Raw genomic sequence first — 24,707 nt, 5'->3', positions numbered from 1 at the left:
GTGGTCGGGGCGGCAGGATTCGAACCTACGACCCCCTGTACCCAAAACAGGTGCGCTACCAGACTGCGCCACGCCCCGGACCGTGCGCCTTCCTAAACGTGCCGATTTGATTTGAAAAGGCCTAACAGGGCCAAATCGCAGGTCCGCGCGAAAAAACTTTGTGCCGCATCTGGGAACCGGGCGTTATCAGGTACCGCGCCGCGAGACCGGCGTTAATTTCCAATACCGCAAATACCTTACCCCCACCGTCGACAGGGGTCAGATCACCCGGAACCGCATTGTGGTGCACTTTCATTACGGACCCGGACTGATCCAGAAAAATCATGTCCAAAGGAATCAGCGTGTTCTTCATCCAGAACGCCACGGGTTGCGGCGGATCGAAGACAAACAGCATCCCCGACTGTGTCGGCAGTGATTCCCGAAACATCAAGCCGCGCGCACGGTCCTGAGGCGAGATCGCAAGTTCGATATCAAACCGAATGTGAGTTTTGTCGTTCCGGACATAGATCCTGTCTTCCCGACAGGCCGCCAACGCGGTTTCAGCCCACATTACTGAAAGAATAATGAGAACCGAGAGAAACCTGATCATTGGCACTTATGCGTCCAGAGCAGCTTCCCAGGCCAGAACCTGCGCCGCCATACGTCCCCGCTTGCCGTCGATGACACGCATCGCAAGGGCCTCGCCCGGCTGAAGATCGGCCAGCCCGGACCGGCGCAGAACCTCGATGTGAAGAAAAACGTCTTCATCACGGCCAAAGACATTTGCAAAGCCAAAGCCCTTGCCTTTGTCGAACCATTTGACGCGCGCCGCCTCAAGCGGTGCGTTGGCAATCACGACCGGGTCAAGATCGGCGAAATCGGCCAGCAGCATGGCATCTGCGCGTGCGGGGGGATCGACGGTCACGACTTCGACCGCCTGAACACCGCGATCGGTGCGATGCGTCATAATCTCGATACCAGCGCCATCGGCGACCGAACTTTGCCCGAAATTGCGCAACACGTTCACATGCAACAGAATATCCGGGCCGCCTTCGTCGGACACAACAAATCCGTACCCCTTTGCGGGATCGAACCATTTAACGTGTCCACGTACGCGGTACATGTTGTTCAGATCTTCTGGCACTGTTTTCCCATCGCGAAAATTAGCACTTCGTTAAGGGTTTGATGTGTATGGGAATGGCGCGCAAATTCAAGTTGAAAAAAATCATTGTTTTCTGCGTGTTGCATTTCACGATACGCGAACGTCATGGATTCAACCTCTGCACTTGCCACGCGGAACCCGATTGATCCCGCCGCCATCTGAACCGATCATGCAAACGAAATGCACCATCGGCCCAAAACTCGATTTCCGTCGGCTCTAACCGATACCCGCCCCAGAACGGCGGGCGTGGCGGATTGGGTCCAAGTTTCGCCGTTACTTTCGCCACTTCCGCCATCAGAACCGATCGGCTGCTCAGCGGCTGCGATTGTTTGGAAGCCCAGGCCCCCAAACGGCTTTTCAGTGATCTCGAGGCATAGTATTCATCCGCCTTCGGACCATCCTCGCGCGATATTGTACCACGAACTCGGATCTGCCGCCGCAAGGATTTCCAGTGCATGACAAAAGCCGCTTTGCCGGCACTTTCCAGTTCGGCTGCCTTGGCGCTTTCATAGTTCGTGTAGAATACAAAGGCGTCCGGCTCGATTTCCTTAAGCAGAACCATGCGCACATTGGGCATACCGTCCGAATCTACGGTCGCCAAAGCAATCGCATTCGGATCGTTAGGTTCAGACTCTCTGGCCTCGCCCAGCCACCGCTCCGCCAATTCAAACGGATCAGTTCCGGCAAAAATGCCGCTACGCTCGTTCATTTCCATCCCCTGGAAAGTAATGTTGACGACCCTAAGGCGAGAACCCGCTGCGGGCAAGACCCGCTCAGCCTTGAAGCAGCGCATCCAATGGCCTAAACCACTCTGATAAAACCGGGACAGGCGGAGATCCAAATATGTCTAATCAGTTGATGGCCGGAAAACGCGGCCTCATCATGGGACTGGCCAATGACAAATCAATCGCATGGGGAATCGCCCGCGCCCTGTCCGAAGCAGGCGCTGAGCTGGCGTTCTCGTATCAGGGCGATGCGTTGAAAAAACGGGTTGACCCACTGGCGGCCCAGTTGGGTAGCGATATCGTGTTGCCCTGTGACGTCAGTGATGAGGCATCCATTGACGGGTTGTTCGCGCAGCTTTCTGAAAAATGGGGCAAGCTGGACTTTATCGTCCATGCCATCGGATTCTCGGACAAGAACGAACTGCGCGGGCGCTATGTCGATACGTCACGGGCTAATTTCAACCTGACGATGGACGTGTCGGTCTATTCCTTTACCGCAGTGATGCAGCGCGCAGAAAAACTGATGTCCGAAGGCGGCAGCGCAATCACGCTGACCTATTACGGGGCCGAGCAGGTGATGCCGCACTACAACGTGATGGGCGTCGCCAAGGCCGCGCTGGAGGCATCGGTCAAATATCTGGCTGAAGACCTGGGCAAGGACGGGATTCGCGTAAACGCTATTTCCGCGGGTCCGATCAAAACACTGGCGGCAAGCGGTATCGGCGATTTCCGCTATATCATGAAGTGGAACGAATATAATTCGCCCCTGCGCCGGAACGTGACCATAGACGATGTCGGCAAATCCGCCCTATACCTGTTGTCCGACCTCAGCAGCGGTGTAACCGGTGAAAATCTGCACGTGGATTCGGGGTATCACATCGTCGGCATGAAAGCCGTCGATGCGCCGGATATTGAAAAGGGTTGATCAGATGAGCGCCAAAGACCGCTTGCCGCACGAAAAAGGGTTTCATATCAGCTGGGACCAGATTCACCGCGATTCCCGCGCCCTGGCGTGGCGTCTCGATGGCCAGGGGCCCGACGACGGCGCCTGGCGCGCGGTCGTGGCCATCACTCGGGGCGGTATGGCTCCTGCGATGATCGTCAGCCGAGAACTGGATATTCGCACGGTCGATACGATCAGCGTCCGCTCGTACCATCATCAGGAACAAGGCGAGGCCGAAGTGCTCAAGGCACCGGATGCCAAGCTGATGAGCGACGGAACTGGTGTGCTGATCATCGACGATCTGGTCGACAGCGGCAAAACGCTGGAACTTGTACGCGACATGTATCCCAACGCGCATTTCGCCACAGTCTACGCCAAGCCCAAAGGTCGTCCGATGGTGGACACCTTCATCACCGAGGTCAGCCAGGACACCTGGATATTCTTCCCCTGGGACATGGCCCTGCAATATGTCGAGCCTTATCGCGGCACCGATTGATCCCACGCCGCGGTTTCTTCTGTTCAAAATACCTCGGAGCGCGGGGCAGTGCCTCGCAAAAACCGCATGACACATACACGCACCACCGCCACTTTCGCCCCTCCGGTGATGGAGGCGCGACGCTGGCTGGAAGGCGTCGAGTTTCCCGAAGACCGGCCTCTGATCAATGTCAGTCAGGCCGCGCCCGTGGACCCTCCGCCACTCGAACTGCGAAAGGCAATGGCAGAGTTCGCGATTTCCGAAAACAGCGCCCATCTTTACGGGCCTGTGTTGGGCAATACCGACCTTCGCACAGAGCTGGCCCGCCAGATCGGGGCACATTATCAGTCCCATGTCGAACCGGAACAGGTCGCAATCACATCAGGATGCAATCAGGCATTTTCTGCTGTGATCGCCGCGATCACGGATCAGGGGGACGAGGTTATCCTGCCAACCCCCTGGTATTTCAATCATAAAATGTGGCTCGACATGGTTGGTGTGCGGGCTGTTGATCTTCCCACGGGTGATAATCTGCTGCCGGACGTGGCCCGGGCCCGAGACCTGATCACCGAAAAGACACGCGCGATTGCGCTGGTCACTCCGAACAATCCAGGCGGCGTCGAATACCCCTCGGAACTGGTTGGGGCGTTCTATGATCTTGCGCGTGAGGCCGGCATCAAACTGTTGGTGGACGAGACCTATCGGGATTTCGACAGCCGGTCCGGTGCTCCGCATGAACTGTTCCGTCAGCCCGACTGGCAGGATACATTTGTTCATCTCTACTCGTTTTCCAAGGCCTTCCGTCTGACCGGCCACCGGGTCGGAGCCATCGCGGCAAGTCCGCAACTTTTGGCCGAGATCGAAAAGTTTCTGGACACGGTTGCTATTTGCCCGGGTCAGATCGGCCAGTTCGCCGCGCTGTGGGGGATGCAGAACCTGTCACAATGGCTTGCGTCTGAACGTGATGAAATCCTGGATCGCCGTGCAGCCATCGCAAAAGAGATGCCCAGACTGACGGCCAGGGGCTGGCGATTGCTTGGTCTGGGGGCGTATTTCGCATATCTTGAACATCCATTCGACATTCCGTCAGATGAGCTTGCCCAAAAGCTGGTGGCCAAAGCTGGTGTTCTGCTGCTGCCAGGTACCATGTTCACACCCACTCAGGATGCGGCGGGCCAACGGCAGGTGCGCATCGCTTTTGCCAACATCGACCGCGTGGGTATCGAACGATTGTTCGACCGTCTTCAGGCGCTTTCCATCTGATCTTGCCCCCCGGCGGAACGCGTCGTATTCAGGGCCGCAACCAACAGGGCAGTCATCTGCCGACAAAAGCATGAAAGAGGGCATCCATGGCCGCAGGCATGAAAAACCTATCAAAGACCTTCGTCTGGATTCTCATGGGCTTGCTGATGCTTGGACTTGCAGGGTTTGGCGCCGTAAACCTCAGCGGTACGGTGCGGACGGTGGCGCAGGTCGGCGACGAAGTGGTTCCGATCAACGCTTATGTGCGCGAACTGCAGCGTGAAATCCGCGCGGTCGAGGCCCAGACAGGTCAGGCCCTGCAAATGTCGCAGGCACAGGAGTTGGGGCTGGGCCAACTGGCGTTGTCCCGTCTGACGGCTCTGGCTGCGTTGAACAACGAGGTGGCTCAGCTGGGCGTATCGATTGGCGATGAAAACCTGCAGAAGGAAATCGTCGCGATCCCGGCATTTCAGGGCGTGGACGGCAATTTCGACCGCGAGACCTACCAGTTCCAACTGGAACAGGCGGGGATGACCGATGCCGAGTTCGAAGCTGATCTTCGCAAGGAATCCGCGCGGACCATTGTCCAAGGGGCGGTTGTCGGCGGCGTCGTAATGCCTGCAACGGTGTCGGACGTATTGACGGACTATGTCGGCGCACGGCGCAGCTTTACCGTCGCGACACTTGGGGCCGATGCCCTGACCGCACCGATTGCTGAACCCACGGACGAGCAGTTGCAAACGTATTACGACGAAAACACGGATCGTTTCACCCTGCCCCGCACCAAACGCCTGACGTACGCGATCCTGTCGCCCGAAATGTTGCTCGACAGCGTTGAAATCCAGGACGACGCCTTGCGCAGCCTTTATGATCAGCGCATCGCCGAATTCCAGCAACCGGAACGACGCCTCGTCGAACGGCTGGCCTTTTCGGACGAAGCGGCCGCTATGGATGCCATGGCGCAGATCGAGGTTGGCGGCACGACATTTGAACAGCTCGTGCGCGATCGCGACCTCGAACTGAGCGACATTGATCTGGGCGATGTGACCCGCGAAGACCTCGGCGAAGCGGCCGATGCTGTTTTTGGGGCTGATCTTGATGCGGTGGTTGGACCTCTGCCGTCCGTGTTTGGCCCTGCTCTGTTCCGGATCAACGGATCACTGGCAGCAAACAACATCCCGTTTGAAGACGCTGCCCCTGACCTGCGCGAAGAACTGGCAGCCGAGCGTGCACGGCGTCTGATCGAGGCGCAGGCCGAGGACATCAACGACATGCTTGCCGGTGGGGCCACCCTGGAAGAACTGGCAGGCGAAACCGAGATGGAACTGGGCCAGATCGACTGGACCCGTGAAAACGAAGAAGGTGTCGCCGCGTATGAGGGCTTTCGCGCCGCCGCCGAAGCCGTTCGCGAAGGCGACTTCCCCGAAATCGGCTTTCTCGAAGACGGCTCGATTTTCGCGTTGCGCCTGAATGAGGTTCTGCCGCAGCGGCCTGAACCGCTTGAGACCGCCCGTGACCGTGTGGCCGAGGCATGGGTTCAGGCTGAAACAGGCAAGGCCCTGCAGGATCAAGCCAACACTGTCTTGACCCAACTGGCGACCGACGGCGACTTTGCCGCGACAGGTTTGCCGTTCCGGGTAGAGAACGCATTGACCCGCACCGCCTTCCTTGATGACGCTCCGGTCGGATTTATGACCCAGGTCTTTGAAATGGAGCCGGGTGAGTTGCGGGTTGTCCCCGGCAATAATGCCGCCCTGATCGTCAGGCTGGACGAACTGCTGCCGCCGGCTGAGACCGACGAACTGCGCCAGATGAAAGCCGCGCTGGAAGTCCAGATGAACCAGGCGCTGGCTCAGAACATTTTTGACGCCTATGTGCGCGATGCCCAGACTCGTGCCCGCCCGGTCATTGATCAGCGTGCGCTGAACGCCGTGCAGGCGAGCTACTAAAAGAGAGCGGACATGGCCCTGACCCCAGAATTTGACGCATTCGCGCGTGCCTACGAGGCAGGCGAGAATCAGGTCGTCTATACCCGCCTGGCCGCCGATCTGGACACGCCCGTCTCGCTGATGTTGAAACTGACGGGGGCTCAGAAGGACGCTTTTGTTCTGGAATCGGTCACGGGGGGCGAAGTCCGCGGGCGCTACTCGATCATCGGTATGAAGCCGGACCTCATCTGGCATTGCCATGGCGAGACGTCCTCGCTGAACCGCTCTGCCCGGTTCGATCCGGACGCCTTCGTGCCGCAGGACGGCAATCCGATGGACAACCTGCGGTCGCTGCTGGCCGAATCCCGCATCGACCTGCCTGAAGAATTGCCGCAGGCTGCGGCTGGCCTGTTCGGCTATCTTGGCTATGACATGGTGCGGCTGGTCGAATACCTGCCGGATGTGAACCCCGACCCGTTGGGCCTGCCGGATGCGGTGATGCTGCGCCCGTCGGTGATCGCGGTTTTGGATGGGGTAAAAGGCGACGTGACGGTCGTGTCCCCTGCCTGGGTCAGCGAAGGTCAATCCGCCAAGGCCGCCTATGCGCAGGCTGCCGAACGCGTCATGGATGCTGTCCGCGATCTGGAACGCGCGATGCCGACCGAATCCAGGGATCTGGGTGATGCGCATGAGATCGCCCCGCCCGTTTCGAACTTCACCAAATCCGGCTACATGGAAGCGGTTGAGAAGGCCAAGGAATATATCCGCGCAGGCGATATCTTTCAGGTGGTTCCGGCCCAGCGTTGGACACAGGAATTCCCGCTGCCGCCCTTTGCGCTTTATCGATCCCTAAGGCGCACAAATCCTTCACCGTTCATGTTCTATTTCAATTTCGGCGGATTTCAGGTTGTCGGCGCAAGCCCGGAAATTCTGGTACGTGTCTTCGGGGATGAAGTTACGATCCGCCCCATCGCCGGCACCCGTCCGCGCGGAGCGACGCCGGAAGAGGACAAGGCGAACGAAGTCGATTTGCTTGCCGACAAGAAAGAACTGGCCGAGCACCTGATGCTGCTGGATCTGGGCCGCAATGACACCGGGCGCGTTTCCAAAATCGGCACCGTGCGCCCCACGGAAGAGTTCATCATCGAACGCTACAGCCACGTGATGCATATCGTCTCGAACGTGGTTGGCGAACTGGCAGAGGACAAAGACGCACTGGACGCGTTCTTTGCAGGGATGCCTGCGGGCACGGTCTCGGGTGCCCCGAAGGTGCGCGCGATGGAAATCATTGATGAACTGGAACCCGAAAAGCGTGGTGTATACGGCGGCGGCGTCGGATATTTCAGCGCCGGCGGCGACATGGACATGTGCATCGCCCTGCGGACGGCAATCGTTAAGGACCAGAAACTGTACATTCAGGCCGGCGGCGGTGTTGTTTATGACAGCGACCCCGAGGCGGAATATATGGAAACGGTTCATAAATCGAACGCGATCCGGCGCGCTGCGGCGGACGCCGCCCGATTTATGGGATCAGGAAACAGCTAAAGAAAAAGGCGGCGATACACCGACCAGCCGCCTTTTATTGAATTTTCCCTGACGTTTACTGAACTTCTTTCAACATCACGGCCGAGATCGGCGCCATTGCAACCCGGTTGCCGCGGTCCTCAAGCCCCCACAGCAGCAGTGCGGAAATCGTTTCTGGTCTCAAACGTCCCAGCATCACGACCGTTCCCTGCTGCCCGGCCCGGAATGCAGCCTGATCCAGAAAGCGGCGCATGATCTTCGGGTCCTGCCTTGCTCCGTCAATGTCGCGGAACACGACACCTGAAGGTGTCCCGTTGCGGGCGGCGAGTTTCTGAACCGTGTTCAAACCGTTGTCCTGCGTGATCAGACCGCGCCCGGTTCCGGCCGCAATCGCCGCAACCTGATCAGCCACCTGACGATTACCCTGAATGCCGGTGTTTACACCTTCCAGAATACCCACCGTTTCCGGCAGCGTCTCGAACCAGACCGCCAAAGACACCTCGGCGTCCTGTGCATTTGCGGCTTCCGGCAAGTCCGCGATGGCCATTACTTCAAAACCGGCCTCGCGGTGGCGCGCCATCTTTTCAGCGGCGTCAGGATCCGACGGGCTGATCGCGAAACTCAGCGGATAGGGAAAATCACGCAAAGCCTCGGCCCCAAAGGCACCTTCGTCGTCAATGAGGATGATCGACATCAAAGGCTTGGATTCCGGGTTTTCGAAGCTGGCGGCGTATGCCTCGATCGGTTTTCCGACCGGCACCTGCTCGGTCTCTTCGGCTTCCACAACAGGATCATCCCGTTCCGTCAGAGGAACCACACGCCTGCCAATTGTCGAGCCTGGCGTTGCGGGCTGATCGCCCCCGATCTGCGGCAAGGTTGCGATACGGGGCAGATTGCGAGGAAGAGTATCCTCATCCCCTTCCACGGCAATGGGGCTGTTTTCAAACGGGTTCTCGACCTTCGGTTCTTCCGGCGTGCCCGGCAGTGGTGCAGGCTCAGCTTCCGGTTCCAGAACGGCCACATCTTCGGCTGGCGGCGCCGGAGGTTCAGGCGCGGTATCGGCCACCTCAGGCAAAGCTTCGACCTGTGGCGTGCCAGCGGCAATCGCAGGAGCCGGTGGTGCAACTGGTGCGTCTGGGGCGACCGCAACTTCAGGTTCGGGCGCTACGTCCGGCATTTCGATTGCGGGGTTACTCTCTCCTACAACGGGTTGCGTATCCGGCGTGGGGTCGACATTTGTCACCCCAGCAAGGGAATCTGATTGTTCATCGACCGGTTCCGGCGCTTCAGGCGGCAGTTCGACCAGATCGGCGTCGGCCCCGGCATCCGGTGCATCGGCCGTCGACACCGGATCCTCGAGCGGCGCAGGGTCGGGTGCGTGCGTTGAGACGGCCGGTTTTGACGACAAAGGCGTGTTCAACGACAGAACCGCGCCCAAAGCCAGCACGACAACCGCACCGGCGATTATTCCTCCGACAAATCCGCCCATTTCTTTTGCCTCTCGTCTTTCTCTGCGTCGATCGCTTCTGCGCCGTCTGCTGCGGCAATTCCCTGTCAGGCCCGTCCTTTGCGGGATGTCCCCTTGACGCTGCCCCACAAGCCTGAGCATGTATGTCCCGACATTATACCGTGGCCCGTGGTTGCATCGCCAGCCCGAAATGCCCAAGCCGAGACAAGTGCCCAAATGCTGCTGCTGATCGACAACTACGACTCGTTTACTTACAACCTGGTACATTATTTGGGCGAACTCGGTGCCGAAATGGTCATTCGCCGCAATGATGCGCTGGACGTGCAGGAGGCAATGGCCATGAACCCGGCCGGCATTCTGCTCAGCCCCGGTCCCTGCGACCCGGATCAAGCCGGGATTTGCCTGGCCCTGACGCAGGCGGCCGCCGAGACACGGACTCCGTTGATGGGTGTATGTCTTGGACATCAAACCATCGGGCAGGTCTTTGGCGGGAAAGTCGTGCGGTGCCACGAGATCGTACATGGTAAGATGGGCATCATGCACCACACAGGCAAAGGGGTCTTCTCGGGCCTGCCTTCCCCGTTCGAAGCAACCCGGTACCATTCACTGATCGTGGAGCGCGAAAGCCTGCCTGATTGCCTTGAGATCACGACCGAACTGGAGGACGGCACCATCATGGGTCTGCAGCATCGGGATTTGCCGATCCACGGCGTCCAATTCCACCCCGAATCCATCGCATCGGAGCATGGGCACGCACTGTTGAAAAACTTCCTGCAAGAACTGAAAGTCCCCGCATGAGCGACGCACTGAAACCGCTGATCGGGGCCGCGGCCGACCGCCCGCTGACCCGTGCCGAGGCCGAGCAGGCCTTTGGCATCCTTTTTGATGGCGAAGCCACGCCCAGTCAGATTGGCGGGTTGCTGATGGCAATGCGCACACGCGGTGAAACCGTGGATGAATACGCCGCGGCCGCCGCCGTCATGCGCGCAAAGTGCAATGCCGTCAAAGCACCACCCGGGGCAATTGACATCGTTGGCACCGGTGGCGATGGCAAGGGTACGCTGAACATCTCCACTGCAACCGCCTTTGTTGTGGCCGGCGCGGGTGTAACGGTGGCAAAACACGGCAATCGCAATCTCAGCTCAAAATCCGGTGCAGCAGATGCGCTGGGGCAACTGGGCATCAACGTGATGGTCGGTCCGCAAACAGTTGAAAAAGCTTTGAAAGAAGCTGGCATTGGCTTCATGATGGCGCCCATGCATCATCCGGCAATTGCCCATGTGATGCCAAGCCGACAGGAACTTGGCACACGAACGATCTTCAATATCCTCGGCCCGCTTACGAACCCCGCCGGAGTAAAACGGCAGCTGACCGGCGCGTTCAGCCGCGATCTGATCCGGCCCATGGCCGAAACCCTGGGCCTGTTGGGGGCGGAGCACGCCTGGCTGGTTCACGGCTCGGACGGAACCGACGAACTGACAATCACCGGCGTCAGTTGGGTTGCCTCTTTGGAAGACGGGACCGTTAAGGAGGTTGAACTGCACCCCGAAGATGCCGGACTGCCCGTGCATCCGTTCGAAGATATCCTTGGCGGCACACCGGAAGAAAACGCAGTTGCGTTCCGGGCACTACTGGATGGCGCACCATCGGCCTATCGTGACGCCGTTCTGCTGAATTCTGCTGCGGCGCTTGTCGTTGCGGATGCTGTTAGTGACTTGCGCGACGGCGTAGAAATGGCCGTTGAGAGTATCGACAGCGGCAAAGCCCGGGAAAAAATCACAACTCTTGCCCGAATTACACAGGAAGCCGCATGACAGAGACCGTTCTGGACAAAATTAAAGCCTACAAACTGGAAGAGGTTGCGGCAGATAAGGCGAATAAGGCACTGGAAACGCTGGAAAGCGAGGCACGCGAAGCACCCGAAGTTCGTGCGTTCGCCGAAGCATTGCACACCGCCGCGCGTTCTGGGTATGGGCTGATCGCAGAGATCAAAAAAGCCAGTCCGTCGAAAGGGTTGATACGCCCGGATTTTGATCCTCCCGCACTGGCCAAAGCGTACGAGGATGGTGGTGCCGCCTGCCTTTCTGTTCTGACCGATACCCCCAGTTTTCAAGGCGCGAAGGAATATCTTGTTCAGGCGCGCGAGGCCGTTTCCTTGCCCTTTCTGCGCAAGGATTTCATGTACGACCCCTATCAGGTGATTGAGGCCCGTGCGCTTGGTGCCGATTGCATTCTGATCATCATGGCGTCCGTCGAGGACTCTCAGGCCGCCGAATTGGAACAGACCGCATTCGATTGGGGCATGGACGTCCTGATCGAAGTACATGACGAGGCAGAACTTGAACGCGCGGCAGCTTTGAAAAGCCCTTTGATCGGAATAAACAACCGTAATCTCAAAACGTTCGAGACCACTCTTGACACAACGCGGCGACTATCAAAGCTGGTTCCGGCCGATCGAACCATCGTCTGTGAAAGCGGTCTGGGATCGCCGGAAGATCTGGCTGATATCGCTCGGTACGGCGCGCGCTGTTTCCTGATCGGCGAAAGCCTGATGCGTCAGGATGATGTCGAGGCAGCGACCCGCGCCCTGTTAGCACGTCCTCTGGTTCCCGGAGGGATGTGATGCCATTGACTCATTTTGACGCTCAGGGTCAGGCGCACATGGTGGATGTGTCTGACAAGGCCGTGACGGACCGTATCGCCGTTGCAGCCGGCCACATCAGGATGGCACAGGAAACCTTTGAAATTATTTCCGAAGGTCGGGCCAAAAAGGGTGATGTCCTGGGTATTGCGCGCCTTGCGGGCATCATGGGTGCAAAAAAGACGCCAGACCTGATCCCTCTGTGCCACCCCCTGCCTGTGACGAAAGTATCGGTGGAACTGATGCTTGATCCCGATCTGCCGGGTGTACGGATTGAGGCGACGGTTAAGACGTCCGGCCAAACCGGCGTCGAGATGGAGGCGCTGACCGCCGTGTCTACCGCTGCATTGACGGTGTATGACATGGCCAAGGCCGTGGACAAGGCAATGGAGATCGGGGGCATCCGCGTTCTTCTGAAAGACGGCGGAAAATCAAGGCGTTATGAGGCGGAATGATCACCGTTGATGAAGCCCGGGAACTGCTGTTTGACCTGGTCGAACCATTGCCAGTCGAACATGTCCCGCTTGCCCAATCCGCAGGCCGCGTTCTGAATCAAGATGTAGCAGCCACACGAGATCAGCCTCCATTCGCGGCATCATCAATGGACGGATACGCCGTCAAATCGGCCGAAGTTGAACTTCATGCGATGTTCAAACTGGTGGGTGAATCCGCAGCAGGCCAACGTTTCGAAGGAACTGTCGGCCCGGGACAGGCCGTTCGGATCTTCACCGGCGCCCCGGTACCGGATGGTGCCGATTTCGTGGTCATTCAGGAAGATGTCGAGCGCCGGGGGGATCTGATCACCATAACGGATACACCTGGTCAGAAAACGAACATACGTCCTGCCGGAGTGGATTTCAGAGCCGGTGCCAAAATCACCGCGCCGCGCCAGATTCGTGCCGAAGACGTGGCTCTGATGGCTGCCATGAACATCCCGGTCGTACCGGTGAAACGCAAACCGGTGGTCGCGTTGATCTCGACGGGCGATGAACTTGTAATGCCCGGCGAAATACCCGGCCCGGATCAGATCATTGCCTCCAACACCTTTGGCTTGCATGCATTGCTGCAGGGGTTGGGCGCCGAGGTGCGAATGCTGCCGATCGCACAGGACACGGTCTCATCACTTGAAACCGCGTTCGCTCTGGCGAAAGGAGCGGATCTGGTGGTTACGATTGGTGGTGCGTCAGTTGGCGACTACGACCTAGTGTCTGACGTTTCGCAAGGCCTTGGGATGCAGCGCGCCTTCTACAAAATCCGTATGCGCCCGGGAAAACCGTTGATGGCAGGACGTTTAGGGGATGCAGCTATGGTGGGTCTGCCGGGCAACCCGGTCAGTGCCATGGTATGTGGCTACCTGTTCCTCGCTCCCATGGTTCGACGCATGCTGGGGTTGGAGCAGACGCTGCAACCGCTCAGATCCGCGAAACTGACTGAACCAGTAGGGGACAACGGCCCGCGCGAACACTATATGCGCGCCGTTCGGGACGAAAACGGTATCCGGGCCTGTGCGGATCAGGACAGTTCCCTGCTTAGTGTACTTGCACAGGCAAATGCGCTGATCGTTCGCCCTCCGCACGATCCCGCACGCGATACAGGTGACGAGGTTCAGTACCTGCCGATCTGAAAACGGCAAATCCGTTGACACAAAACGTGAACATGCGTAGAACAAAAGAAAACGCATGACCATCGAGGTGTGAGCAATGCTGACCAAGAAGCAATTGGATTTGCTGGAATTCATCCACAAACGCGTGCAGTCGGACGGTGTTCCGCCAAGTTTCGATGAAATGAAGGCGGCGCTGGACCTCAGATCGAAGTCCGGCATTCATCGCCTAATCACTGCATTGGAAGAACGCGGGTTTATTCGACGCCTCGCCCACCGCGCGCGCGCGATCGAGATCGTGAAGCTGCCTGAAAGTCTCGGCGGCGAACCCACGGCCGCATTCTCGCCCCGCGTGATTGAAGGTGACAAACCAGCGGGCCCGCGCCCTGCGAATTTCGAACCTGTTTCAGTCGACGCACTGGAATTGCCGGTCATGGGGCGGATCGCTGCTGGTGTCCCGATCGAAGCGATCAGCCATGTATCGCATCGCGTGGCGGTTCCCGGCACGATGGTGTCCGGCAAGGGCGAACACTATGCGCTTGAGGTTCGCGGTGACTCGATGATCGATGCCGGGATCAACGACGGTGACGTGGTTGTAATCCGGGAAACATCGACCGCAGACAACGGCGATATCGTGGTGGCCCTTGTTGAAGAGCAGGAAGCGACATTGAAACGGTTCTTCCGCCGTGGCCAAGCCATTGCGCTGGAAGCCGCAAACCCGGCCTATGAAACCCGTGTTCTGCCCGAGGACAAAGTCAGGGTTCAGGGGCGACTCGTCGGCCTGATCCGAACTTACTGACCGCTCAGGAGTTCCCGGGCCTGCCCGGGGACCATAGCCTTTGGCCCGACAGTTCCGAGCTTGTTCGCACAGTCTGACCCGAGATGGAAAGGCTGCCGGTCTGTCGCAGAATCCCAGCATCGATGATTTGGCATCCCCCGCTCAACGACAGTTCAAAAGCAGACACGATGATCTGGTTGGATTTGCATTCATCAAACAGTTGAACCGCCTTTTTGCCGGACAGATGTACCAGTTCAGTGCCTTTCAGGTCATATCGGGCGATTTTTTTATCCGTCTGCGGCCACCTTCCGGCTGCAAGCACCTGATCAACACCGTCACCGTCATTCTCAAGCCAGACCGACGCGACAAAGCCGCTTCCTTTCGCCTTGCTCAGCGCCCGACCGTTCTCGGTCATCACACCAACCAACGCGCCGGAATCGGCGATAAGAACCTCGGGGCGATGCCCCTGCCCCCACAACAGAAAAGCCGTGGCAACGGGCACCACACCGGCCCATCTCGCCTTGCCATGCCACAGAGATAACCACAAAGCACCCAGCGCAAACACCGGCAGCACAAAGTCTGGTGGGCTGGCGACAAAGCCCTGCGCGCCTTCCAGCCCTGACACCCATTCGGAAACGCCCAAAATCCAGCGCAGGCCGATTCCCATGACGCTTAACGCTAGTGCTTCCAGCCCAAAGGGTGACAGCAAGGCCGCAACCACGGCCGATGGGACCACGATTGTTCCCATCACAGGTACCGACAAAACGTTCGCCAGAAACCCGTAGTGCGACATCGTGTTGAAATGCGCCGCGCCGATCGGGGCAGTTGCCAGGCCTGCAATTGCAGATGACAGGAGGACTCCTGCAACCGGTCTAAGCCATTTGGGACCGGGAAGCGGGCCAAAATCTCGCAATGCACCAAACACAACAACCAGGGCTGTAGTGGCAGCAAATGACATCTGAAAGCCCGGGCTCAGCAAAGATTCCGGGCGCAGAACCAAAACGGCCAGCGCGGCAAACGCCACCGCGCGCAGCGAGATCGCTCGCCGGTCGATCAGCACAGCCCCAAACATGACACTAACCATGATAAAGGCTCTTTCCGTTGCGACATTTCCACCGGAAAGCAGCAGATAGATCACGGCGGCGAACAGAGCGCACAGCGCTGCCAGCTTTCGAATTGGTGCGCGCAATGCCAATGGAGGAACCGCAGAAAGCCCGATACGGCAAATCACATAAACGAACCCGGTCAGCAGCCCCATATGCAGGCCGGATATCGCAAGTAGATGTGCCAGATTCGAGGCCCGCAGGCTTTCAAGCGTGGATTGCCCCATGCCGCTGCGGTCCCCTGTTGTAACGGCAGCGGCAAATCCTCCGACCTCACCGGGCAGGACTGAACGAACCTTGCTCGAAATCGTGGCCCGCCAGGACGCGATCCAAATTTGGCCATCACCTACTGTCGCCGCTTCGGTGGTAAGTACTGGAACGCGCGTGTATCCAACGGCCCCCAGGCGCTGGAACCATGCATGTCGGCGGAAATCGAACCCGCCAGGTTCCACCGGACCATGGGGTGGCGAAAGATGAGCCGTTGTCATAATCCGTTGCCCCGGAACCAGAGGCCCCACACTACCGTGCAAAGAAAGCCGGATGCGCCGGGGCCTGCTGTTCACGGGTAGATCCCCTAGTCGTACCCGGTCCAGCGTGACCCGCAGCGCATCCGACGCAGAGCGATCCAGGGCCACGACCCGCCCCTCGACCGGGCCGTAGTAACGCCACGACAGGACCGGCTCTGCCACCATGTGGGAACGCGCGCCAGCAAGAATGAACCCGCCAGCGATCAGCGCACCCCCCAATGCCAACGCCGCCCAGCCGGACCGCAACCGAACCCCGAGGATCCCGATTGCCAAGCCAATTCCAGCCACCCAAACATACAGCTCCCGGTCCGGCTCGAACCGCAAACTGAAGTACAGGCCAATACCCGCGGCCAGACAAACCGGAGACCAGTGGAACAAAGACCCACTCTGGTTCCGCAGCGCGACCTCAATCCGTGCAAGAACGCGCATGGTTGCCCCCGTCCTTCGGGCTCGTTAGACAGGCGCCAAACTAAACCCGACACGGTTACCAAAAGGTTAATCAACACAATGTCCGATCAGGTCGTCACCCGTTTTGCCCCTTCCCCCACCGGCTTTCTGCATATCGGTGGCGCGCGGACCGCGCTGTTCAACTGGCTGTATGCGCGGGGACGTGACGGTAAGTTCCTGCTGCGGATCGAGGATACCGACCGTGAACGTTCGACCCCGGAAGCAACAGAAGCCATCCTGCAGGGCATGGCCTGGCTGGGTCTGGATCATGACGGGGATGTGATCAGCCAGTTCGAGGGCGCGGACCGCCACGCCGAAGTTGCGCTGGAGTTGCTGGCCGAAGGCAAGGCTTACAAGTGTTTCTCGACTCAGGACGAGATCGCCGCCTTCCGCGAACAGGCGCGCGCCGAGGGAAAATCGACCCTTTTCCGCAGCCCCTGGCGCGACGCCGACCCGGCCTCGCACCCCGACGCGCCGTATGTGATCCGCATCAAGGCCCCGAAGGAAGGCAGCACCGTTATCCGCGATCAGGTTCAGGGCGACGTAACCATTCGCAACGACCAGTTGGACGACATGGTTCTGCTGCGGTCGGACGGCACCCCCGTCTATATGTTGGCCGTCGTGGTCGATGATCACGATATGGGCGTGACCCACGTCATTCGTGGCGACGACCATCTTAATAACGCTGCCCGCCAGATGATGATCTATCAGGCGATGGGCTGGGATGTCCCGGTCTGGGCCCACATCCCGCTGATTCACGGGCCTGACGGCAAGAAACTCAGCAAACGCCATGGCGCATTGGGGGCACAGGAATACCAGGCAATGGGTTATCCTGCTGCTGGAATGCGCAATTATCTGGCGCGCCTGGGCTGGAGCCACGGGGATGATGAGTTCTTCACCGATGCACAGGCCAAAGAATGGTTCGACCTGGACGGTATCGGCAAAAGCCCGGCCCGTTTCGATCTGAAAAAGCTGGAAAACCTGTGCGGCCAGCACGTCGCGATTTCGGACGATGCTGCGCTGCGGCAGGAAATCGGAGCCTACTTGGCCGCCGCTGGCGAACCTGCTCTCAGCGCGACACAAAGTAGTGATCTCGAGCGTGCGATGTATTGCCTCAAGGATCGGGCACGGACTTTCCCCGAACTGCTTGAAAAAGCACATTTTGTGCTGACGTCGCGCCCCATCGAACCCGATGAGAAAGCGGCAAAAGCTCTTTCATCTGTATCCGATGGTATACTGGGAGAATTGACGCCGCACGTGCAAAATGTTAGCTGGACGCGAAGCGAGCTGGAGGACGCCCTGAATTCGTTTGCTGAATCTCAGGGGCTCAAGTTCGGCAAGCTGGCTGGTCCCTTGCGGGCAGTGCTGGCGGGTCGGGCTGTAACGCCTTCGGTTTTTGACATGATGCTTGTGCTGGGACGGGATGAAACCCTGGCACGGCTTTCTGATGCAGCGAAATAAACCCAATCTTCATATTCGGGTAACGCTGCTCGGCTAACACCCGGTCTGTACGCCTGCGTACAGCCGTCGCCGCAAGGTCGGACTGTGATCCGGCCAGCGCATGATTGAGGAAGGGATAAAGATGACCGACAGCAAAAAAACAGCCACTCTGAATGTCCATGGCAAGGATTATGTGTTGCCGGTTCATTCGCCGACCGCCGGGCCCGACGTCATCGATATCCGCAAACTGTACAGCGAGGCGGGTGTCTTTACCTATGATCCCGGCTTCACTTCGACCGCAAGCTGCGACAGCACGATCACTTACATCGACGGCGAAAAGGGTGAGTTGCTGCATCGGGGCTATCCAATCGACCAACTGGCCGAGAAGTCGCATTTCCTCGAAGTCTGCTATCTGCTGCTTTACGGGGAACTGCCGGTCGCAAAGGATCTGGAGAAGTTCGAAACCACAATCACGCGCCACACCATGCTGCATGAGCAGATGCAATACTTCTACCGTGGCTTCCGCCGGGACGCACATCCGATGGCGATCATGGTGGGCGTTGTTGGCGCAATGTCGGCGTTTTATCACGACTCGACCGACATTTCCGACCCACACCAGCGTGAAGTCGCGTCGCACCGTCTGATCGCCAAGATGCCGACAATTGCCGCCTGGGCGTTCAAGTACCACATCGGCCAACCCTTCGTTTATCCGCGCAATGATCTTGATTATGCGTCCAACTTCCTGAGCATGTGCTTTGCAGTGCCGGCAGAGGAATATGAAGTAAACCCGATCCTGAGCCGAGCAATGGACCGGATTTTGACGCTGCACGCAGATCACGAGCAGAACGCCTCGACCTCGACCGTGCGCCTGGCTTCGTCTTCGGGCGCGAACCCGTTTGCCTGTATCGCAGCGGGTGTTGCATGCCTTTGGGGTCCTGCGCATGGCGGCGCCAACCAGGCCTGTCTTGAGATGCTGGAAGAGATCGGCAGCGTGGATCGTATTCCGGAGTACATCGCCCGCGCCAAGGACAAGAACGACCCGTTCCGCCTGATGGGCTTTGGCCACCGCGTCTACAAGAACTTTGACCCCCGCGCCAAGGTGATGAAGCAATCGGCGGACGAGGTTCTGGACCTGCTGGGTATCGAAGACAACCCAAAACTGCAGGTTGCAAAGGCGCTGGAAAAGCAGGCGCTGGATGACCCGTATTTCGCCGAGAAGAAACTGTTCCCGAATGTCGACTTTTACTCGGGCATCATTCTTGAGGCGATGGGTTTCCCGACTTCGATGTTCACCCCGATCTTTGCGCTGTCCCGCACCGTTGGCTGGGTCAGCCAGTGGAAAGAGATGATCGCCGATCCTCAGAACAAGATCGGGCGTCCGCGCCAGCTGTATCTGGGCGAAACAATGCGCGACTATGTGGATATCGAAAACCGCTGATCGCCGCTGACTATTATGCAGAACGCCCCGGCCTGCCCGGGGCGTTTTTCGTTAGAAGAGGCTAAGTTGGTCCCCAGCCTGAGGCGGCCGTTCAAACAGGTCACACCGCAAAGGCGTTGTCCGGGTACTCAGTTGCAATCGTTTGGTCGCCAGCCTGAAGCGTTTGGCGATGATCTGCGCATATTCACCTTCGCCGCGCATTCTGTGACCCCAACGCGGGTCGTATTCACGTCCTCCATGCATGTCCCGCAACAATGACATGATCTTGTTCGCCCGTGCCGGCTCATGCTCCAACAGCCATTCGCGCCAAAGCTCCGAGACTTCCCGTGGCAGGCGCAGCATGATCCAGCTAGCGGACTTGGCCCCGGCCTCCTTCCCGGCCTCAAGCAGGTTTTCGAGCTCGTGGTCCGTCAGCCCGGGCACGACCGGTGAGGTCATGACACGAACCGGGACCCCTGCCCCAGCCAACTGCCGGATCATCCGCAGGCGGCGCTGTGGCGATGGTGCACGAGGCTCAAGCCTGCGGGACAGTTGCGCATCCAGCGTCGTCAAAGAAACCCCGACGCACGCCAATCCGCGTTCAGCCATGGGCGCCAGAATATCCAGATCTCGTTCGATCAGCGCACCCTTGGTGACAACCGCGACCGGATGCTGGAAGTCCTTGAGAATGGACAGGCACGACCTTGTAATCAAACGGGTTTTCTCGACCGGCTGATAGGGATCGGTATTCGTACCGATTGCTATTGGCGCAACCCGGTAGCTTTTGGATGACATCTCGCGCCGCAGGATTTCGGCGGCGTTGGGGCGCGCAATCAGACGGGTTTCAAAATCCAAGCCCGGCGACAATCCCAGATAGGCATGAGTCGGGCGAGCAAAACAATACACGCACCCATGTTCGCACCCGCGATAAGGGTTAATCGATCTGTCGAACGAAAGATCCGGCGACCGGTTATAGGTGATCAGGCTGCGGGCGGATTCATCTCGCAGTTCCGTCCGTAAGGGCGGAAGATCTTCTTCAATGTCCCAGCCGTCATCGCAGGCAATGGTTTGCAACCGTTCAAACCGCCCCGTTGCGTTTGTCGCGACACCTCTGCCACGAATGTTAGGTTGCTGCATCCCGTTGTTCTTTTTTTGTTCTATAGCAATTTAGATGCAGCTTTTCCCCGACACAAGCATCGATTTCCGCCAAATTATCGCCGCGCTACAGCGATGGAATCCAGAGCCAGGCCATAGGTCCGTGGCTTTGCCATAATCTGAATGAGTTGCAGGATCATTCTGCAAATTATTCATTCGGGCGGGTCAATAATTTGACCTATAAGTCGGTCCCGGAACGGCCGACGTCGCAATCGTCACAGTCGAACTGCGGCAAAATGGTCAAAACGGGAAAAACGCCACCACGGGCCAAGGGTCCGCACAGCTCAGGGAAATGCCCCATGTCCGATGAGGAAGACATCGTCCTGTCCGAACTGAATGACGACGAACTTGTCGAACAGATGTTCGACGATCTTTATGACGGCCTGAAAGAAGAAATCGAAGAAGGTGTGAACATCCTGCTGGAACGCGGATGGACCCCCTACGACATTCTGACCAAAGCGCTGGTCGGCGGCATGACCATCGTTGGCCATGACTTCCGTGACGGCATCCTGTTCGTTCCCGAAGTACTCCTGGCTGCAAACGCGATGAAGGGTGGCATGGCGATCCTGAAGCCGCTGCTGGCCGAAACCGGTGCCCCACGCGTGGGCAAGATGGTGATCGGAACCGTCAAAGGCGACATCCACGACATCGGCAAAAACCTCGTGTCGATGATGATGGAAGGTGCCGGTTTTGACGTGGTCGACATCGGCATCAACAACCCGGTCGAAAACTACCTGGAAGCGCTGGAATCGGAAGAGCCGGACATTCTGGGCATGTCGGCCCTTCTGACCACCACAATGCCTTACATGAAGGTGGTGATCGACACCCTGGTCGAACAGGGCGTTCGCGATGACTACATTGTTCTGGTAGGCGGCGCGCCCCTGAACGAAGAGTTCGGCAAAGCGATTGGCGCAGACGCCTATTGCCGCGATGCGGCCGTGGCTGTGGAAACCGCCAAGGACTTTGTGTCGCGCAAGCACAATCAAATGGCGGGCTGAAAAGCTCAGGACTGAGTTCGTTAAGCCGCCCGCCACCGGGCGGCTTTTTTGTTCGCCCGGTCGCAATTCTTGCCGTGTTGCCAATCGATTTCGCGACAGGGCTTGCCACATGGATGGATCGCGCCTTTTCTGATCAAAGGACTGCCGGGGAGGCAACGCAATGCAACAGGACCGCATACCTAACGATGCCAGCCTTACAAACGAAGGCTATTCCAGCGATGAAAAGCAGGGGCGCATCCTTTTGCTGGCTTGCGGCGCGCTGGCACGTGAAATACTGGATCTGAAAAAGCGTAACGGTTGGGATCACTTGGCGCTGACCTGCCTGCCTGCCATCCTGCACATCCACCCCGATCGCATCACTCAGGCCGTTGAGGACGCCGTCGCCAAACACCGCGACAATTATGACCAGATCTTTGTTGTGTACGCCGATTGCGGTACTGGAGGGCTGTTGCAAAAGGCGTGCGCCGAACTGGGTGTCGAAATGGTTCAGGGACCGCATTGCTATTCCTTCTTCGAAGGTAACACCCGGTTCGAGGCGCGCGGCGAGGATGAAACCACGGCTTTCTATCTGACCGACTTTCTGGCCCGCCAGTTCGATGCGTTCATTTGGAAACCTCTGGGCCTCGACCGGCACCCTGAGCTGCGCGACATGTATTTTGGCAACTACACCAAGCTGGTTTACCAGGCACAAACCGACGACCCCGATCTGACCGCTCGCGCGCGCGAATGCGCCGACCGCATGGGCCTGGAATTCGAGCGGCGGTTTACCGGGTACGGAGATCTCGAAACCACGCTGGCAGACTGGGCAGCCCGGTCTTCTTCTGTCTGAAAATACCTCGGGGTGCGCGCGACTGGCCGCTCGCCCGTCCCGATCAAGCGTTTTCCCGCGCTACGTCGCGAATCCGTTCGATCATCGAACGCAGGCCGTTGGACCGTTGCGCTGACAAATGATCATTCAGACCCAATCTCGCCAGTTCCCCGCCGGCGTCCACCATCGGCACGTCACGCACTGGCAACCCATTGTACAACGACCGCAACACCGCAATCAGGCCGCGCACGATCAGTGCATCGCTGTCGCCATCAAAACGAAACACACCGTTGTCGATCATCGGATGCAGCCAGACCTGGCTGGCGCATCCATGAACCTTTGTGGCCGGAACCTTCAGCGCCTCGTCCAGAGGTTTCATCGCCTTGCCCTGATCGATGACATGACGATACCGGTCTTCCCAGTCCTCAAGGAATTCGAAATCCTCGACGATCTCTTCAAAGGCAGGCGTTGCCATGTTGCCGCGGTCCTTTTGTTACCTTCACTTTTTTGACCTATGCCGAGCATGCGCGTCTGTCCAGTCCCAGTCCGGCTTTTCAAAGCATGGAAATTGCGCTAACCCATTGTCGGAACTACTGCTCAGGGCTTTGAGACCATGAAAAAAACACTCACCTTTCTAATGGTCGCATCGTTGACCCTGTCTGCCTGCAATAGTTGGCGCGATTCTCGGGCGAACCCTTCGAACTGGTTTGGTCCGGGCACGCCCCCAACGGAGGAAGTTCCGGTCGACGAAGCCAATGCGCTTATCCCGAAGCAACGCACCGGAACCGGCCTGTTTTCCCGCCCCGAAGAAGCGGATACGAGCGTCCTGCTGGCAAGGATCGATGAACTGAGGATCGATCCAACACCTTCGGGCGCAATTGTCTATGCATCCGGCACGGCAATACGCCAGGGCGCCTTCAATGCGCGTCTGGTTCCTGTTGTTAGTGAAGAGAACTCGAAAAACGGCGTTCTGGAATTTGGCTTTCGGGTAAATTACCCAAAAGCCCAGACGCGTCAGGGCTCCGAGCGGTCCCGGATGGTTTCGGACGCGATCAATGTCAGCCTGCAGGATCTGCAATCCATCCGTCTGGTGCGGGTGGTCGGCCAGCAGAACACGTTGGAATCGCGGCGGCGCTGATCGGCGTCAGAGGGAAACGACCTTCACGACCTGCCCTTTGGCGGCCAGGGCGATCTTGCCCTCACACAGTTTCAGGGCGTCTTCACCGAACACCTCAAACCGCCAACCCGACATGGCTGGCAGTTCACGTTCGCCCGCTGCGATCTGATCCAGCTCGGAACTGGTTGCAATCAGTTTGGCCGCCACACCCGAACTCTCGGTTTTTGACTTCAGCAGAACGCGCAGCAAGTCAGATAGCGCCGGGTTGACCTTGAGGTTGTCGCGCGCCTTGTCGACCAGCGGCAGATCCGACGAAGGGCAATTCACACCTGTTTCAACCGCTGCCAGAATCCCGTTGGCAATTGCGCCTTTGCGCGCCTCGCGCAGCAACAAACGTGAACCGCCCAGATCTGACGCCGTTTTCGGTTTGGTCGATGCCAGCTCGATCAATGCGTCATCCTTGAACACGCGGCTGCGTGGCACATTGTTTTCCTGCGCGTATGCCTCGCGAAACTTGGCAAGCTCACGCACGACAGCCAGAAATCTTGCCGAATTCGTGCGCGTTTTGACACGCTTCCAAGCTTCCTCAGGCCGCATTTCATAAGTCCCGGCCTCGGTCAGAGTGCGCAGTTCTTCAGCCACCCAATGGCTGCGGCGTGTTTTTTCCAGCTCAGCCGCCAGATGTTCGTAAATCTGACGCAGGTGGGTCACGTCCGCCAGCGCATAGGTCTTTTGCGCATCGGTCAGCGGGCGCCGTGACCAATCCGTAAAGCGAGAAGTCTTGTCGACGCCCTGTCGGCAAATCTTGCGCACAAGCGTCTCATAGCCGACCTGTTCGCCAAATCCGCAGACCATTGCGGCCACCTGTGTGTCAAACAAGGGTTTTGGGAAGACACCCGCCTCGACCCAGAAAATCTCCAGATCCTGACGCGCAGCGTGGAACACCTTGACGACGTCCTCATTCCGAAACAGGTCGAAAAGCGGTTCAAGCGACAGCCCATCCGACAGTGGGTCCACCAGAACGGCGCTGTCTTCGTCGTTGGAAGGGACGGCAAGCTGAACCAGGCAGAGTTTCGAATAATAAGTACGCTCGCGCAGAAACTCGGTGTCCACGGTGACATAATGGAAGTCCGCCGCGGCCTTGCAGAATGCGGCCAGTTCTTGCGTCGTTGTCAGGGTTTTCATTCGCCGTACTGTTCTTGCTCTTGTTCTTTTAACCGCCCGTTTTTG

General features: G+C 58.4%; 24 protein-coding genes and 1 tRNA gene. 16 read left to right on the top strand and 9 right to left on the bottom strand.

The annotated features are described in order from the left end of the window. Position 1: 1 nt before the first annotated feature. From ACR0J8_RS04805 to pdxH, 4 genes are all read right to left on the bottom strand, one after another. Positions 2-78: transfer RNA gene (locus ACR0J8_RS04805), tRNA-Pro, on the bottom strand. Positions 79-121: 43 nt separating this feature from the next. After that, positions 122-589: a DUF192 domain-containing protein gene (locus ACR0J8_RS04800; protein WP_170614938.1), complete on the bottom strand. Its 468-nt coding sequence runs from the start codon at positions 587-589 to the stop codon at positions 122-124. Between the two features lie 6 nt (positions 590-595). Then, positions 596-1,123 (bottom strand): cold-shock protein, encoded by a 528-nt coding sequence (locus ACR0J8_RS04795; RefSeq protein ID WP_480522345.1) that lies wholly within the window; start codon positions 1,121-1,123, stop codon positions 596-598. Positions 1,124-1,244: 121 nt separating this feature from the next. Then, on the bottom strand, positions 1,245-1,850 hold the full coding sequence (gene pdxH / locus ACR0J8_RS04790) for a pyridoxamine 5'-phosphate oxidase (RefSeq protein ID WP_480522346.1): 606 nt from the start codon (positions 1,848-1,850) through the stop codon (positions 1,245-1,247). Between the two features lie 134 nt (positions 1,851-1,984). On the opposite strand from pdxH, the gene fabI reads away from it, so the two are divergent. The 5 genes from fabI to trpE all read left to right on the top strand — a co-directional run bounded on the left by fabI (position 1,985) and on the right by trpE (position 7,999). Then, a complete protein-coding gene (gene fabI, locus ACR0J8_RS04785) occupies positions 1,985-2,791 on the top strand; it encodes an enoyl-ACP reductase FabI (RefSeq protein WP_170614935.1) in 807 nt (268 codons plus the stop codon). Positions 2,792-2,795: 4 nt separating this feature from the next. Next, positions 2,796-3,305 carry a xanthine phosphoribosyltransferase gene (gene gpt / locus ACR0J8_RS04780; RefSeq protein WP_170614934.1) on the top strand — a complete coding sequence of 170 codons (510 nt, stop codon included), beginning with the start codon at positions 2,796-2,798 and terminating at the stop codon, positions 3,303-3,305. A gap of 66 nt (positions 3,306-3,371) precedes the next feature. Beyond that, positions 3,372-4,547: an aminotransferase gene (locus tag ACR0J8_RS04775; protein ID WP_480522347.1), complete on the top strand. Its 1,176-nt coding sequence runs from the start codon at positions 3,372-3,374 to the stop codon at positions 4,545-4,547. Between the two features lie 86 nt (positions 4,548-4,633). Further along, on the top strand, positions 4,634-6,475 hold the full coding sequence (locus tag ACR0J8_RS04770) for a peptidyl-prolyl cis-trans isomerase (protein WP_480888959.1): 1,842 nt from the start codon (positions 4,634-4,636) through the stop codon (positions 6,473-6,475). 12 nt (positions 6,476-6,487) lie between these two features. Further along, the gene (gene trpE, locus ACR0J8_RS04765; RefSeq protein WP_480522349.1) at positions 6,488-7,999 is read left to right on the top strand and encodes an anthranilate synthase component I; all 1,512 of its coding nucleotides are present in this window, start codon (positions 6,488-6,490) and stop codon (positions 7,997-7,999) included. Between the two features lie 55 nt (positions 8,000-8,054). Here trpE and ACR0J8_RS04760 read toward each other — a convergent pair whose 3' ends face one another. Further along, a complete protein-coding gene (locus ACR0J8_RS04760; protein ID WP_480522350.1) occupies positions 8,055-9,467 on the bottom strand; it encodes a divergent polysaccharide deacetylase family protein in 1,413 nt (470 codons plus the stop codon). 195 nt (positions 9,468-9,662) lie between these two features. On the opposite strand from ACR0J8_RS04760, the gene ACR0J8_RS04755 reads away from it, so the two are divergent. From ACR0J8_RS04755 to lexA, 6 genes are all read left to right on the top strand, one after another. Continuing rightward, entirely contained in the window at positions 9,663-10,244 is a 582-nt protein-coding gene (locus ACR0J8_RS04755) for an anthranilate synthase component II (protein WP_480888957.1), read from the top strand. Beyond that, positions 10,241-11,260, top strand: coding sequence for an anthranilate phosphoribosyltransferase (gene trpD / locus ACR0J8_RS04750; protein ID WP_170805640.1), 1,020 nt, complete (start codon positions 10,241-10,243; stop codon positions 11,258-11,260). The genes ACR0J8_RS04755 and trpD overlap by 4 nt, the downstream gene beginning before the upstream one ends. After that, positions 11,257-12,069 carry an indole-3-glycerol phosphate synthase TrpC gene (trpC, locus tag ACR0J8_RS04745; protein WP_480888955.1) on the top strand — a complete coding sequence of 271 codons (813 nt, stop codon included), beginning with the start codon at positions 11,257-11,259 and terminating at the stop codon, positions 12,067-12,069. The genes trpD and trpC overlap by 4 nt, the downstream gene beginning before the upstream one ends. Further along, complete coding sequence (moaC, locus tag ACR0J8_RS04740; protein WP_480522353.1) at positions 12,069-12,542, top strand: cyclic pyranopterin monophosphate synthase MoaC; 474 nt, start codon at positions 12,069-12,071, stop codon at positions 12,540-12,542. The genes trpC and moaC overlap by 1 nt, the downstream gene beginning before the upstream one ends. Then, positions 12,539-13,711, top strand: a complete 1,173-nt coding sequence (locus tag ACR0J8_RS04735; protein WP_480888953.1) for a molybdopterin molybdotransferase MoeA — start codon at positions 12,539-12,541, stop codon at positions 13,709-13,711. Before moaC ends, ACR0J8_RS04735 begins: the two co-directional genes overlap by 4 nt. 76 nt (positions 13,712-13,787) lie before the next feature. Next, complete coding sequence (gene lexA / locus ACR0J8_RS04730; protein ID WP_170614924.1) at positions 13,788-14,486, top strand: transcriptional repressor LexA; 699 nt, start codon at positions 13,788-13,790, stop codon at positions 14,484-14,486. A gap of 4 nt (positions 14,487-14,490) precedes the next feature. On the opposite strand, the gene ACR0J8_RS04725 is transcribed toward lexA, so the two are convergent. Next, the gene (locus ACR0J8_RS04725) at positions 14,491-16,524 is read right to left on the bottom strand and encodes a ComEC/Rec2 family competence protein (protein ID WP_480888950.1); all 2,034 of its coding nucleotides are present in this window, start codon (positions 16,522-16,524) and stop codon (positions 14,491-14,493) included. Between the two features lie 78 nt (positions 16,525-16,602). Here ACR0J8_RS04725 and gltX point away from each other — a divergent pair, with 78 nt between their 5' ends. Further along, the gene (gene gltX, locus ACR0J8_RS04720; RefSeq protein ID WP_480522356.1) at positions 16,603-18,003 is read left to right on the top strand and encodes a glutamate--tRNA ligase; all 1,401 of its coding nucleotides are present in this window, start codon (positions 16,603-16,605) and stop codon (positions 18,001-18,003) included. A 121-nt stretch (positions 18,004-18,124) separates the two neighbouring features. Further along, the gene (gene gltA / locus ACR0J8_RS04715; protein WP_480888948.1) at positions 18,125-19,420 is read left to right on the top strand and encodes a citrate synthase; all 1,296 of its coding nucleotides are present in this window, start codon (positions 18,125-18,127) and stop codon (positions 19,418-19,420) included. Between the two features lie 51 nt (positions 19,421-19,471). On the opposite strand, the gene ACR0J8_RS04710 is transcribed toward gltA, so the two are convergent. Then, positions 19,472-20,536: a PA0069 family radical SAM protein gene (locus ACR0J8_RS04710; RefSeq protein WP_480522357.1), complete on the bottom strand. Its 1,065-nt coding sequence runs from the start codon at positions 20,534-20,536 to the stop codon at positions 19,472-19,474. 317 nt (positions 20,537-20,853) lie between these two features. On the opposite strand from ACR0J8_RS04710, the gene ACR0J8_RS04705 reads away from it, so the two are divergent. Together ACR0J8_RS04705 and ACR0J8_RS04700 are read left to right on the top strand one after the other, a co-directional pair. Further along, positions 20,854-21,552, top strand: coding sequence for a corrinoid protein (locus ACR0J8_RS04705; protein WP_170614919.1), 699 nt, complete (start codon positions 20,854-20,856; stop codon positions 21,550-21,552). Between the two features lie 160 nt (positions 21,553-21,712). Next, the gene (locus tag ACR0J8_RS04700; protein WP_480522358.1) at positions 21,713-22,381 is read left to right on the top strand and encodes a DUF1638 domain-containing protein; all 669 of its coding nucleotides are present in this window, start codon (positions 21,713-21,715) and stop codon (positions 22,379-22,381) included. A 43-nt stretch (positions 22,382-22,424) separates the two neighbouring features. Here ACR0J8_RS04700 and ACR0J8_RS04695 read toward each other — a convergent pair whose 3' ends face one another. Continuing rightward, positions 22,425-22,835: a SufE family protein gene (locus ACR0J8_RS04695; protein WP_480522359.1), complete on the bottom strand. Its 411-nt coding sequence runs from the start codon at positions 22,833-22,835 to the stop codon at positions 22,425-22,427. A gap of 138 nt (positions 22,836-22,973) precedes the next feature. Here ACR0J8_RS04695 and ACR0J8_RS04690 point away from each other — a divergent pair, with 138 nt between their 5' ends. Next, positions 22,974-23,498 (top strand): hypothetical protein, encoded by a 525-nt coding sequence (locus tag ACR0J8_RS04690; protein ID WP_480522360.1) that lies wholly within the window; start codon positions 22,974-22,976, stop codon positions 23,496-23,498. Positions 23,499-23,504: 6 nt separating this feature from the next. On the opposite strand, the gene rnd is transcribed toward ACR0J8_RS04690, so the two are convergent. Further along, positions 23,505-24,662: a ribonuclease D gene (gene rnd / locus ACR0J8_RS04685; RefSeq protein ID WP_480522361.1), complete on the bottom strand. Its 1,158-nt coding sequence runs from the start codon at positions 24,660-24,662 to the stop codon at positions 23,505-23,507. Positions 24,663-24,707: the final 45 nt, after the last annotated feature.

The organism is Ruegeria sp. N11 (assembly GCF_056531525.1).
This window is presented reverse-complemented; position numbering and strand designations above follow the sequence as displayed.

What these genes read in the sequence shown, in the direction of transcription:
- ACR0J8_RS04800 (WP_170614938.1), bottom strand. Translation starts at nt 589, where the DNA reads ATGATCAGGTTTCTCTCGGTTCTCATTATTCTTTCAGTAATGTGGGCT.
- pdxH (WP_480522346.1), bottom strand. Translation starts at nt 1,850, where the DNA reads ATGAACGAGCGTAGCGGCATTTTTGCCGGAACTGATCCGTTTGAATTG.
- fabI (WP_170614935.1), top strand. Translation starts at nt 1,985, where the DNA reads ATGTCTAATCAGTTGATGGCCGGAAAACGCGGCCTCATCATGGGACTG.
- gpt (WP_170614934.1), top strand. Translation starts at nt 2,796, where the DNA reads ATGAGCGCCAAAGACCGCTTGCCGCACGAAAAAGGGTTTCATATCAGC.
- ACR0J8_RS04775 (WP_480522347.1), top strand. Translation starts at nt 3,372, where the DNA reads ATGACACATACACGCACCACCGCCACTTTCGCCCCTCCGGTGATGGAG.
- ACR0J8_RS04770 (WP_480888959.1), top strand. Translation starts at nt 4,634, where the DNA reads ATGGCCGCAGGCATGAAAAACCTATCAAAGACCTTCGTCTGGATTCTC.
- trpE (WP_480522349.1), top strand. Translation starts at nt 6,488, where the DNA reads ATGGCCCTGACCCCAGAATTTGACGCATTCGCGCGTGCCTACGAGGCA.
- ACR0J8_RS04760 (WP_480522350.1), bottom strand. Translation starts at nt 9,467, where the DNA reads ATGGGCGGATTTGTCGGAGGAATAATCGCCGGTGCGGTTGTCGTGCTG.
- ACR0J8_RS04755 (WP_480888957.1), top strand. Translation starts at nt 9,663, where the DNA reads ATGCTGCTGCTGATCGACAACTACGACTCGTTTACTTACAACCTGGTA.
- trpD (WP_170805640.1), top strand. Translation starts at nt 10,241, where the DNA reads ATGAGCGACGCACTGAAACCGCTGATCGGGGCCGCGGCCGACCGCCCG.
- trpC (WP_480888955.1), top strand. Translation starts at nt 11,257, where the DNA reads ATGACAGAGACCGTTCTGGACAAAATTAAAGCCTACAAACTGGAAGAG.
- moaC (WP_480522353.1), top strand. Translation starts at nt 12,069, where the DNA reads ATGCCATTGACTCATTTTGACGCTCAGGGTCAGGCGCACATGGTGGAT.
- ACR0J8_RS04735 (WP_480888953.1), top strand. Translation starts at nt 12,539, where the DNA reads ATGATCACCGTTGATGAAGCCCGGGAACTGCTGTTTGACCTGGTCGAA.
- lexA (WP_170614924.1), top strand. Translation starts at nt 13,788, where the DNA reads ATGCTGACCAAGAAGCAATTGGATTTGCTGGAATTCATCCACAAACGC.
- ACR0J8_RS04725 (WP_480888950.1), bottom strand. Translation starts at nt 16,524, where the DNA reads ATGCGCGTTCTTGCACGGATTGAGGTCGCGCTGCGGAACCAGAGTGGG.
- gltX (WP_480522356.1), top strand. Translation starts at nt 16,603, where the DNA reads ATGTCCGATCAGGTCGTCACCCGTTTTGCCCCTTCCCCCACCGGCTTT.
- gltA (WP_480888948.1), top strand. Translation starts at nt 18,125, where the DNA reads ATGACCGACAGCAAAAAAACAGCCACTCTGAATGTCCATGGCAAGGAT.
- ACR0J8_RS04710 (WP_480522357.1), bottom strand. Translation starts at nt 20,536, where the DNA reads ATGCAGCAACCTAACATTCGTGGCAGAGGTGTCGCGACAAACGCAACG.
- ACR0J8_RS04705 (WP_170614919.1), top strand. Translation starts at nt 20,854, where the DNA reads ATGTCCGATGAGGAAGACATCGTCCTGTCCGAACTGAATGACGACGAA.
- ACR0J8_RS04700 (WP_480522358.1), top strand. Translation starts at nt 21,713, where the DNA reads ATGCAACAGGACCGCATACCTAACGATGCCAGCCTTACAAACGAAGGC.
- ACR0J8_RS04695 (WP_480522359.1), bottom strand. Translation starts at nt 22,835, where the DNA reads ATGGCAACGCCTGCCTTTGAAGAGATCGTCGAGGATTTCGAATTCCTT.
- ACR0J8_RS04690 (WP_480522360.1), top strand. Translation starts at nt 22,974, where the DNA reads ATGAAAAAAACACTCACCTTTCTAATGGTCGCATCGTTGACCCTGTCT.
- rnd (WP_480522361.1), bottom strand. Translation starts at nt 24,662, where the DNA reads ATGAAAACCCTGACAACGACGCAAGAACTGGCCGCATTCTGCAAGGCC.